Here is an 11,176-nt window from a genome sequence, read left to right as displayed (position 1 = left end):
CGAAGCGACCCGGCCGGGCGGAGTAGCGTTGTAGGCCTCACCCATCAACCCCTCCGAGGAGCATCATGACCGCGACCGACCTGCTGCTCGAAGCCTTCGGGCGCCTGCACGACCTCGTGCGTGGCGCCGTCACCGACGCGAGCATCGACACCCTGACCTATCGCACGGATGCCGACGCCAACACCATCGCCTGGCTCGTCTGGCACCTCAGCCGCGTTCAGGACGACCACCTCGCCGAACTCGCCGGCACGGAGCAGGCCTGGACCCGGGACGGCTGGGCCGCCCGCTTCGCGCTTCCCTTCGATGACGACGCCACCGGCTACGGCCAGACCCCCGACGACGTCTTCGCGGTGCGTCCCGACGCCGAGCTGCTCGCCGGCTACTACGACGCCGTGAACGCCGACAGCCTCGGCTACCTCGCCACCCTCACCGACACCGACCTCGAAGAGGTCATCGACCGCCGCTGGACCCCGCCGGTCACCCGCGCCGCGCGCCTCGTCAGTGTGCTCGGCGACGTCATGCAGCACGCCGGCCAGGCCTCGTTCGTGCGCGGAATCGCCGAGCGCGCCGCCGCCACCTCGGGCCGGTAGTCGTGGAGCCCGGCCCGCTGCGGGCGGTGGCGGCGCAGGCGGCGGGAGCGGTCGCATCCGTCGCCGGACAGTACGCCCGCTTCAGCGGCCGTGCCACCCGCCGGGAATTCTGGTGGTGGACGGCGTTTCTCACCGCGCTCGTCAGCGCGGTCGTGGTCGTGCAGCTGCTCGTGCTCGGCGACGGCACCCGCGGCGCGGCCTCGCAGGCGGCGACCCTGGTCACCGAGCTGCTCTTCGCACTGCTCGCCTTGGGGCTGCTCGTTCCGAGCCAGGCGGTGCTCGTGCGCCGCCTGCACGACGCGAACCTGAGTGGCTGGTACGCGCTGCTCGGCCTGATCCCGCTGCTCGGGGGACTCATGCTGCTCGCCCTCGCCCTGCTCCCGACCGCCCCGCCGACTCTCGCGCAGACGGCGGCGACGGATGCCTCGGCGCGGCCCCCGGCATCCGTCGCCCCGGTCAGAAGTGCGTAAATAAGTCGCGTGCAGTAGCGCTGTGTGCAAACGCGCTGTTAACCTTGGAGTACTAACGTTCTACCCCCGGGAGAAGCGCATGAGGACACCGATGGCCGCCGTATCCACGGTGTTGAGCAGATACGCGACGTTCTCGGGCCGCGCTGCGCGCAGCGAATACTGGTGGTGGGCGCTCGCCGTGGGAGTGCTGCTGATGATCAGCGGCGCCCTCATCATCATCCCGACCGGCCAGGACGTGACGGGTGCGCCGGAAATGGGCCTCGCGGCGATCGGCGTTCCGCTCTACCTGCTGGTGGTTTTCGGGCTGCTCGTGCCCAACATCGCGGTCACCGTGCGGCGGCTGCACGACGCGAACTTCTCGGGCTGGTTCTACCTGCTCGTGTTCGCCTTCGGCATCGGCGGGCTCGTTGTGTTCGTGCTGACGCTGCTGCCGAGCAACCCGGCCGGGGCGCGCTTCGACAAGCTCGCGGCGCCGAACGCGGCGCCGACGTTCGACAACCGCCGCATCTCCTGACCCGGCCGCTGCGTCCGGCGCTCGAGAGGTGTGCGGGTGCTGCGCCGCTGCGCGGGACCTGCGCCGCTTCCGCGGACGGAGGCGGGTGGCCGCGGCATCCGTCGCCTGCCCCGGGCTCGCCGGTGGCCCTGTACCCGACCCCCTAGGCTGTCGCTAACAGGGGTAGACGACTGGGGGCACGCATGTCGGATTTGCGGGTCGACGCGGCCTTCCTGAACGCGCTGTCCGCGACGGTGACGACCGCTTCGGCCGAGATGAGCTTCAGCGGCTGGCAGTGGCGGTACGCGGGCGGGGTGCTCGAGTCCGACACCGTGCAGGCCGCCCTTGCGGCGGGCACCGGCCAGCAGTTGCTCCGGGCCGGGCTGCTCGAGGCGCTGCTGGTGGAAACAGGCGCGTATCCGGCATCCGCTGCCGAAGCGTTTCTGGCCAGCGACGCACGCCTGGCCCGAGAGGCATTCTGAGCAGGTGGACACACGCGCAGCCCGGCCTCGGCGACCCGTACGGCATTCGCTCGGAAGCGAGCACCCGGATGAACAAGGCGGCTGCGCTGCGCACGATGCAGACCAGACTTCTCGCCGCCCAGACCGATGCCGGCGGCGCGGAGTGGACCGCGGTGTCACGCGACGCGTTCGTGGCCCGGCTGGCGTCAATCACGCCCGAGGTCGACCTGCTCATTCGCGGCCTCGATGCCCAAGCGGATGCCCTCGGCCGCTACTCCGTCGAGGTCGAGCAGATCAACGACCTCGCCGTCGCCTACGAGCGCGCGCGGGTCGACGCCCATACCGACCTGAGGCGATGATCGAGTCGGTGGCCCCTGCCTGGGAGCAGAAGGACGGAGTGGTTGTGGAGCGCCAAAGAACCAGGCAGGGAGCACCTCGCGTGGACAGGACTGGCACACAGGGTGACTCCTACAGCGCCTCAATCTGGGCTCTTGGAACCGAGCTGATCATCACCTCGTTCTCGCCGTGTTTCGAGCTGGCGGAGGGGCAGTATCCGTCTGATGAGTACTAGCGGCCGACGGCTGAGCGCCGGAGTGTAGTAGCGCAGAAACTTCGCGGCCGCGCTTCTTGCCGTGGCCGCGCTTCTCGCCGTGGCTTCGTGCGCGCGGGAGCAAAAGCCCGGATCCACCGACGAACGGATAGAGGTGAGGGGCGGCATCCTTCGAGTAGACCTCAATACGGTCGACGGGGATACCTACAGTGCGGGAGTCTGGGACTCAGAGACTTCGCTGCAGATCGCCTCGTTCTCTCCGTGCTTCGAGATGGAAGGCGGGCACCCGGCCAGAAGTACTGAAGTCCGCACATCGTCGCAGCGGTCCTGGCCCATGCGCGGCTCTAGGCAAAACGTATACACTTCGTTCATACATGATGGAGAGGTGTAAAGGAGAAGATCATGCCCAAGGAGTCAGTCTTCACGATGAAGTTGGAGTCCGAGTTGCGTGCAGAGTTCGTGGCCGAGGCCGCGGCCGAGCATCGCCCCGCTTCTCAGGTGGCGAGAGATCTGATGCGCGAATACATCCAGCGGCAACGGGATGCGCGCGAGTACCAGGCATTCCTGTCCGGAAAGGTCGATGCCGCACGCGAGTCGTTGCGTGCGGGCCACGGCATCGACAACGCCGACGTCGAGGCCGAGTTTGACCGTAAGCGTGCCAACGCCACCTCCTGATGAGGGTGCTGTGGGCTCCATAGGCGCTCCGAGATCGCGAGGCGATCTGGGACTACGTCGCTGAAGCGGATCAGGCAGCCGCGATCCGGCTGGATGAGGCGTTCAGCGCCGCGGCCTCCGGTTTGACTCGCTTTCCTGAACTCGACAGGCCGGGTTTGGTGTCGGGTACACGGGAACTATTTCCTGTCGAACGGTATCGGCTGGTCTCCGAGCTCCATGACGACACCATCTGGATCGTCGCGCTTGTGCACTCCGCCCGGCGGTGGCCGACGACGTGAGTGATGCACAACACGCTGAGCTGCAGAAACTGGCGGAGAATGGGGGATTCGAACCCCCGAGGGCGTTAACCCAACACGCTTTCCAAGCGTGCGCCATAGGCCACTAGGCGAATTCTCCTGGCCACCGTTCATGTACGAACGGCACCCGAGAATCCTACCTGTTTTCTGAGCGTGCCGTTGCCGCCCCCGGATTGGCCTAGGATTAGGGCTTGGCTCCTCGCGTGGCGCCATCCAGGCCAACTCCCCCAGGACGGAAACGTAGCAAGGGTAACCGGGCTCTGGCGGGTGCGCGAGGGGTCTTTTCTCTGCCCGCTCCGCCTCATTCACAGAGCGGATGCCCCGCGCCGGCACCCCGGGACCTTCGGCCCTTCTTTCAGCGGCACTTCCGCGCCATCACTCAGGCCCGGCCCGCGCAGCCCCCCGGGGGACCGTGGAATGTCGGTGGCTCTCTTTAGACTGGCAGCGTTAGCGACACCCGATCAAACAGTGCTTGGAGAACCCATGCTGGAAACGTCCGGACCCGCCCTCGCCACACTGACCCCCTGGGTCACCCGCGAGCCCGCCCCGCTCACGCCTGAGGCGCTCGCGAGCATCGACGCCTGGTGGCGCGCCGCGAACTACCTCGCCGTGGGCCAGATCTACCTGCTCGATAACGCCCTGCTGCGTGAGCCGCTCACCCGCGACCACATCAAACCGCGGCTGCTCGGCCACTGGGGCACCACGCCCGGCCTCAACTTTCTCTACGCGCACCTGAACCGCGCCATCCAGGAACGGTCCCTGAACACCATCTATATCGCCGGCCCCGGCCACGGCGGCCCCGGAATGGTCGCCAACGCCTACCTCGAGGGCACCTACAGCGAGATCTACCCCGACATCGCACGCAGCGAAGACGGCGTGCAGAAGCTGTTTCGCCAGTTCAGCTTTCCCGGCGGCATCCCCAGCCACGCCTCACCCGAACTGCCCGGCTCGATCCACGAGGGCGGCGAGCTGGGCTACGCCCTCAGCCACGCCTACGGCGCCGCGTTCGACAACCCGACCCTGCTCGTGGCGGCCGTCGTCGGTGACGGCGAGGCCGAAACCGGACCGCTGGCCACCAGCTGGCACTCCAACAAGTTCATCGACCCCATTCAAGACGGCGTCGTGCTGCCGATCCTGCACCTCAACGGCTACAAGATCGCCAACCCGACCGTGCTCGCCCGTATCCCCGAAGACGAGCTGCTCGACCTGATGCGCGGCTACGGCCACACCCCCTATATCGTCAGCGGCGGGTTCGACGGTGAAGACCCCTTCCTCGTGCACGAGCGCATGGCCGCGACCCTCGATACGGTGCTGAACCAGATCGCCGAGATCAAGGCATCCGCTGCCGCCGCCGACGCTGCCGGGGAGGACTTCGCCCGTCCGCGCTGGCCGATGATCATCCTGCGCACCCCGAAAGGCTGGACCTGCCCGTCGGTCATCGACGGCAACCAGGTCGAGGGAACGTGGCGTGCGCACCAGGTTCCGCTGAGCAATGCCCGCGACACCGCGGCGCACACCAGCCTCCTCGAAGACTGGATGCACTCCTACCGCCCCGAAGAGCTCTTCGACGAGGCCGGCGCCCCGGTCGCCCTGATCACCGACCTCGCCCCGGTTGGCGAGCTGCGCATGAGCGCCAACCCGGTCGCCAACGGCGGCCTGCTGCGCCGCGACTTGGTGCTGCCCGACTTTCGCGATTTCGCCGTCGACGTGCCCGCGCCGGGCGCGACGCTCGATGAGGCAACCCGGGTGCTCGGCGGCTTCCTGGCCGAGGTGATCCGCCTGAACCCCGAGAACTTTCGCATCTTCGGGCCCGACGAGACCGCGTCGAACCGGCTCGCGCCGCCGGTCTACGAGGTCACGGCGAAGCAGTGGAACGCCGAAATGCGCCCGGGCGACACCAACCTCGCCCGCGCCGGCCGGGTGATGGAGATGCTCAGCGAGCACCAGTGCCAGGGCTGGCTCGAGGGCTACCTGCTCACCGGCCGCCACGGCGTCTACAACTGCTACGAAGCGTTCATCCACATCATCGACTCGATGTTCAACCAGCACGCCAAGTGGCTCAAGGTGACGAGCGAGATCCCGTGGCGGCGCTCGATCGCGAGCCTGAACTACCTGCTCTCCTCGCACGTCTGGCGCCAGGACCACAACGGCTTCAGCCACCAGGACCCCGGCTTCATCGACCACGTGGTGAACAAGAGCGCCGACGTCGTGCGGGTCTACCTGCCCTTCGACGCGAACACCCTGCTCAGCACCTACGACCACTGCCTGCGCAGCGTCGACTACGTCAACGTCGTCATCGCCGGCAAGCAGCCCGCGCCGAACCTGCTCACCATCGAGGAGGCCGTGGCGCACTGCACCCGCGGGCTCGGCATCTTCGACTGGGCCGGCACCGAAACCCCCGGCCAGGCCCCGGATGTCGTGCTCGCCGCCGCCGGTGACGTGCCGACCCTCGAGGTGCTCGCCGCCGCCGCTATTTTGCGCGAGCACGCCCCCGACCTCGCCGTGCGGGTCGTGAACGTCGTCGACCTGATGCGCCTGCAGAGCGCCGAAGACCACCCGCACGGCCTCACCGACGCCGCTTTCGACGCCATCTTCACCCCGGACAAGCCGATCATCTTCGCCTATCACGGGTATCCGTGGCTGATCCATCGCCTGACCTACAAGCGCCACGGCCACGAAAACCTGCACGCCCGCGGCTACAAGGAGAACGGCACCACCACCACGCCGTTCGACATGGTCATGATGAACGACCTCGACCGCTACCAGCTGGTCATCGACGTCATCGACCGCACCCCCGGCCTCGGTGCCCGGTCGGGCCTGCTGCGGCAGCGGATGCAGGACGCCCGGCTCGCCGCCTGGCAGTACACCCGGGACCACGGCGAAGACGCTCCGGCCGTCGTCGACTGGACCTGGGCGGCCGCCAGCGGCACCGCCGGCAGCGTGGGAGCGGCCTCTGCCGACGACCTCGCCGCGTCGGTGCGGGCCGCCGCGTCCACGGGCGGCGACAACTCCTAACGGGCCGGGGTGCGGCATCCGCTGCCGCACCCCGAACCCCGCTCGGAGCGCACCCCGGAGCGCACCCTGAAGGGGGCACGCGACGTGCGGGGCCAGCGCATGCGCCATACTAGGCAGGTCACCGCCGCAAGCGGTGTGGCAATCCGCGCCCGTTTCGGCCGCCGAGATTCGCTCCACGCTGTGGCCGGTGACACGTTGGTGCGGGTCCCACCGTCGGGATCGCCCACCTTGCTAGCGAATCGGTCGAGGGCGCCCGTTCCGCCGGGGCCCCACCCCGAACTCTCACATCGACAATGCGGTTGGATGGACACTGTGGCACGAAGCATTTACATCACCTCGGCCGAGGGCAACACCGGCAAATCGACGATCGCGCTCGGAATCCTCGATACCCTGACGCACTCAGTGCGCCGGGTCGGCGTCTTCCGCCCCGTCGCGCGCAGCTCCCACGAGCCCGACTACGTGCTCGAACTGCTGCTCGAGCACCTGCAGGCCGGCGCGAGCACCACCAACGGCACCGGCCCGGTTCCCGTGCAGAACTACGAGCAGAGCATCGGCGTGAGCTACGACGCCGTCAACCGTGACCCCGACGCCGCCCTCGCCGTGATCGTGCAGCGCTACAAGGCAATCGAAGCGTTCTGCGACACCGTCGTCGTCATCGGCAGCGACTACACCGACGTCGGCAGCCCCACCGAACTGGCCTTCAACGCCCGCATCGCCGCGAACCTCGGCGCCCCGGTGCTGCTCGTGCTCGGCGGCCGCGACAGCCAGAGCCAGGGCGAATGGCTCGGCCAGAGCCCCGCCCGCAGCGTGACCGAGATCCGCCAGCTGACGGATGTCGCCATCACCGAACTGCGCGACGAGCACGCCTCGCTGCTCGCCGTCGTCGTGAACCGGTCCGACCCCGACCAGCTCGCTGAGATCGTCGCCGCCGTGCGCACCGTCGTCGACGCCCCCGCGCACCAGAAAGAGACCGGGCTGCCCGGTGATCTGCCGGTCTGGGCGATTCCCGAAGACCCCTACCTCGTCGCCCCGAGCATGAAGAGCATCATGGAGGCCACCGACGGCACCCTGATCAAGGGCGACCCCGAGCTGCTCGCCCGCGAAGCGCTCGGCGTCGTCGTGGGGGCCATGTCGATGGTCAACGTGCTGCCGCGCCTCATCGAGGGTTCCGTAGTGGTCGTGCCCGGCGACCGCGAAGACGTGCTGCTCGGCGTGCTGCTGGCCAACGCCTCCGCGACCTTCCCCTCGATCGCCGGCATCGTTCTCAACGGCGGCTTCGAGCTGCCCGAACCGATCCAGCGCCTGATGGAGGGCCTCGCACCTTCGCTGCCGATCATCCGCACCGACCTCGGTTCGTACCAGACCACCCTGCGCATCACGCGCACCCGTGGCCGCCTCGCCGCCGACTCGCAGCGCAAGCACGACACCGCGCTGGCCTTGTTCGAGACGCACGTGGACGCATCCGTCTTGCTGGATCGCCTTGAAGTCAGCGAGGCCGACGTGGTCACCCCGCTGATGTTCGAATACGGGCTGCTCGAACGGGCCCGCTCGAAGCGGCAGCACATCGTGCTGCCCGAGGGCGAGGACGACCGTGTGCTGCGCGCCGCCGCGACCCTGCTGGCCCGCGACGTGGCCGACCTCACCATCCTCGGTGAGGAGATCGAGGTGCGTTCGCGCGCGATCGGCCTCGGCCTCGACATCAGCCGCGCCCAGGTGCTCAGCCCCTACGACGACGTGCTGCGCCTGCGCTTCGCCGAGGAATACGCCAAACTGCGCGCCCACAAGGGCATGACCGTTGAGCATGCGCGCGACATCGTCACCGACGTGTCGTTCTTCGGCACGATGATGGTGCAGCTCGGCATTGCCGACGGCATGGTGAGTGGCGCGACGCACACGACCGCGCACACGATCCGCCCGAGCTTCGAGATCATCAAGACCCGTCCCGGCGTCGGCGTGGTGTCGAGCGTGTTTTTGATGGCGCTCGCCGACCGGGTTCTGGTCTACGGCGATTGCGCCGTGATTCCGATGCCGACCGCCGAACAGCTCGCCGACATCGCCATCAGCGCCGCCGAGACGGCCGTGCAGTTCGGCATCGAGCCGCGTATCGCGATGCTGTCCTACTCGACCGGGTCGTCGGGGGAGGGCGCCGACGTGGAGAAGGTGCGCACCGCGACCGCCCTCGTGCGCGAGCGCCGCCCCGACCTGCTGGTCGAGGGCCCGATCCAATACGATGCGGCCGCGGATGCCGCGGTCGCCGCCACCAAGATGCCCGGCTCCGCCGTGGCCGGGCGCGCGACGGTGTTCATCTTCCCCGACCTCAACACCGGCAACAACACCTACAAGGCCGTTCAGCGCAGCGCCGGCGCCGTGGCCATCGGCCCGGTTCTGCAGGGCCTGCGCAAACCGATCAATGACCTGTCCCGGGGGGCGCTCGTGCAAGACATCGTGAACACCGTGGCGATCACCGCCATCCAGGCGGCCTCGCTGACCGAGGCGGCGGCATCCGCTGCTGCGGCGTCGAATGCGCAGAATGCGACGGTCAGCGCATGACCGCCGTGCTCGTCGTCAACTCGGGCTCGTCGTCGTTCAAGTACCAGCTGATCGAGATGGACTCCGAGACCACCCTCGCGAGCGGCCTCGTCGAGCGCATCGGCGAGCTCATGGGCACGTCGATCCACACGGTCTTCACCCCCGACGGTGACGCCGGCGCGATGACCTCGCAGATGTTCAAGCGTGAGCTGCCGATCGAGAACCACACCGTAGGGTTCGGCGTGATGCTCGAGGCGTTCTCGTTGCACGGGCCCTCGCTCACCGAGCACGCGCCGGTCGCCGTCGGCCACCGCGTGGTGCACGGCGGGGCCCGCTTCCACGAACCCACCATCGTCACCGAGCAGGTCGAACGCGACATCGACGAGCTGTCCTCGCTCGCACCGCTGCACAACCCGGGTGCGCTGCAGGGCATTGTCGCTGCGATCGAGGCTTTTCCGACCGTGCCGCACGTGGCCATCTTCGACACCGCGTTCCACCAGACGCTGCCGCCGGAGGCGTTCACCTACGCCATCAACGTCGACCTCGCCGAGAAGTACCGCGTGCGCCGCTACGGTTTCCACGGCACCAGCCACGGGTTCGTCGCCCGCTCGAGCGCCGAATTTTTGGAACGCGCCCCCGAAGAGCTCAACCAGATCGTGTTGCACCTCGGCAACGGCGGATCGGTTTGCGCCGTGCGCGCCGGCAAGTCCGTCGAGACGAGCATGGGCATGACCCCGCTCGAGGGCCTGGTCATGGGAACCCGCTCGGGCGACATCGACCCCGGCGTGCTGTTTCACCTCAACCGCCGCGCCGGCCTCAGCATCGACGACCTCGACACCCTGCTCAACCGGGGCAGCGGGCTGCTGGGCCTGACCGGTCGCGGCGACATGCGCGACGTGATCGTGGCAGCGGATGCCGGCGACGGCCCCTCGCAGCTCGCCATCGACGTCTACGTGCACCGGCTGAAGCACTACATCGGGGCGTACTACGCCCAGCTGGGCCGGGTCGACGTGATCAGCTTCACGGCCGGCGTCGGCGAGAACGATCCCATGATTCGGGCGCGCGCCCTCGGCGGCCTCGAAGCCCTCGGCATCCGTATCGACCCGGTGAAGAACGCCTCGAAGCACCGCGGCCCGCGTTGCATCTCAGCGGATGACTCCGCGGTCACCGTGCTCGTGTTCCCCACCAACGAGGAGCTCGAGATCGCCCGCCAGACCCTGGCCCGCATCTAGCCCCAGGCGAGCGGATGCCCCGGCCCCAGCCCGGTGTGCCCGTACCATTCGACGGATATCGGCACGGTTTCGGCCGGTTTTCGGCCGGAAACGTGGTTTTCGTGCCTCAACACCGTCGAATGGTACGCGGGCGGGGTCGTAAGCCGGGCCGGTGCATCCGCTGCCCTGACCGGTCTCGTTGCGTGCGTACCATTCGACGGTGATTGATCCCGTTTGGGCCGGTTTCGGGCCGGAATGGGCCGTTTCGGGGTTGAATACCGTCGAATGGTACGCGGGGCGGGGTCCGGGTCGGAAGCTAGGCGTTGGTGATCGTGCAGGTGCCGGTGCCCGCGATGAGCGGGTAGTTGGCGTGCACCATGGACACCCCCGACACCCAGCCGCTCGAATGCGCGGCGGCCAGTCCCACATCCGCTTCCCCGGCCAGCAGCCCGGCCAGCAGGGAGCCCTGGAACACGCTCGTGTAGGTTCCCGCCGAGGGTCCGGTGGTCGTGACACCACTGCCGAGATTGACGGCCACGAGCCGGAGCAGCCCGGTGTCGTAGTAGAAGTAGCGGGCGTTGGCCCCGGTGTAGCCGGCGGTGGGGTAGTGCCAGGTGATCGTCACCCGCGGCGTCAGCGTCAACGAGAGCAGCAGCATCTGTGACAGGCAGGTGTCGATGATCGGGGCCGGCACCACGATCGCGGTGAGGGCGACGGATGTGCCGTGCTCGGCATCCGTGAATGCCGCCTCGGTCGGTGCCGGGCTCGCGAAACCGCCGAACACGGCGAGAAGCAGCACCCCGATGAGCCCCGCGCGCGGGAGGCCCCGCGCACGGAGTGCCGCGCGGGGCAGGCGCCGCGGGCTGGCGCCCGCGCGCGTGCTCAT

11 protein-coding genes, 1 tRNA gene, 1 other RNA gene and 1 pseudogene are annotated in these 11,176 nt (G+C 68.5%); 12 read left to right on the top strand and 2 right to left on the bottom strand.

What is annotated here, in order from left to right; all coding sequences use genetic code 11:
* The first annotated feature begins 65 nt into the window (after positions 1-65).
* The 8 genes and pseudogenes from D6T64_RS03010 to D6T64_RS23615 all read left to right on the top strand — a co-directional run.
* Positions 66-590, top strand: coding sequence for a mycothiol transferase (locus D6T64_RS03010; protein ID WP_119971391.1), 525 nt, complete (start codon positions 66-68; stop codon positions 588-590).
* Between the two features lie 2 nt (positions 591-592).
* Positions 593-1,060: a DUF805 domain-containing protein gene (locus D6T64_RS03005; protein ID WP_158594781.1), complete on the top strand. Its 468-nt coding sequence runs from the start codon at positions 593-595 to the stop codon at positions 1,058-1,060.
* Between the two features lie 79 nt (positions 1,061-1,139).
* The gene (locus D6T64_RS03000; RefSeq protein WP_119971384.1) at positions 1,140-1,574 is read left to right on the top strand and encodes a DUF805 domain-containing protein; all 435 of its coding nucleotides are present in this window, start codon (positions 1,140-1,142) and stop codon (positions 1,572-1,574) included.
* A 182-nt stretch (positions 1,575-1,756) separates the two neighbouring features.
* Positions 1,757-2,035, top strand: a complete 279-nt coding sequence (locus D6T64_RS02995; RefSeq protein WP_119971381.1) for a hypothetical protein — start codon at positions 1,757-1,759, stop codon at positions 2,033-2,035.
* Between the two features lie 68 nt (positions 2,036-2,103).
* Entirely contained in the window at positions 2,104-2,373 is a 270-nt protein-coding gene (locus tag D6T64_RS02990; protein ID WP_119971376.1) for a hypothetical protein, read from the top strand.
* 80 nt (positions 2,374-2,453) lie between these two features.
* Positions 2,454-2,585 carry a hypothetical protein gene (locus D6T64_RS23385; RefSeq protein WP_267900468.1) on the top strand — a complete coding sequence of 44 codons (132 nt, stop codon included), beginning with the start codon at positions 2,454-2,456 and terminating at the stop codon, positions 2,583-2,585.
* 381 nt (positions 2,586-2,966) lie between these two features.
* Positions 2,967-3,239, top strand: a complete 273-nt coding sequence (locus D6T64_RS02975) for an antitoxin of toxin-antitoxin stability system (protein WP_119971366.1) — start codon at positions 2,967-2,969, stop codon at positions 3,237-3,239.
* 35 nt (positions 3,240-3,274) lie between these two features.
* Positions 3,275-3,517: pseudogene (locus tag D6T64_RS23615) on the top strand (type II toxin-antitoxin system RelE/ParE family toxin); the annotation flags it as partial.
* 30 nt (positions 3,518-3,547) lie between these two features.
* Here D6T64_RS23615 and D6T64_RS02965 read toward each other — a convergent pair.
* A tRNA-Ser gene (locus tag D6T64_RS02965) sits at positions 3,548-3,635 on the bottom strand.
* A gap of 90 nt (positions 3,636-3,725) precedes the next feature.
* Here D6T64_RS02965 and ffs point away from each other — a divergent pair.
* The 4 genes from ffs (at position 3,726) to D6T64_RS02945 (ending at position 10,311) form a co-directional block, all read left to right on the top strand.
* An RNA gene (ffs, locus tag D6T64_RS02960) (signal recognition particle sRNA small type) lies at positions 3,726-3,822 on the top strand.
* A 196-nt stretch (positions 3,823-4,018) separates the two neighbouring features.
* Positions 4,019-6,550, top strand: a complete 2,532-nt coding sequence (locus tag D6T64_RS02955; RefSeq protein WP_119971362.1) for a phosphoketolase family protein — start codon at positions 4,019-4,021, stop codon at positions 6,548-6,550.
* Between the two features lie 312 nt (positions 6,551-6,862).
* Positions 6,863-9,100, top strand: a complete 2,238-nt coding sequence (gene pta, locus D6T64_RS02950; protein ID WP_119971451.1) for a phosphate acetyltransferase — start codon at positions 6,863-6,865, stop codon at positions 9,098-9,100.
* Positions 9,097-10,311, top strand: coding sequence for an acetate/propionate family kinase (locus D6T64_RS02945; RefSeq protein ID WP_119971359.1), 1,215 nt, complete (start codon positions 9,097-9,099; stop codon positions 10,309-10,311). Before pta ends, D6T64_RS02945 begins: the two co-directional genes overlap by 4 nt.
* Before the next feature lie 295 nt (positions 10,312-10,606).
* Here D6T64_RS02945 and D6T64_RS22475 read toward each other — a convergent pair.
* The coding region (locus D6T64_RS22475; RefSeq protein ID WP_119971355.1) for a hypothetical protein at positions 10,607-11,176 on the bottom strand (570 nt) is incomplete at its 5' end.

It is taken from the genome of Cryobacterium melibiosiphilum (assembly GCF_003602235.1).
In the GTDB taxonomy this organism is placed as follows: Bacteria; Actinomycetota; Actinomycetes; order Actinomycetales; family Microbacteriaceae; genus Cryobacterium; species Cryobacterium melibiosiphilum.
Note: the sequence above shows the minus strand (reverse complement) of the source record. Positions and strands in the feature narration are given on the sequence as shown.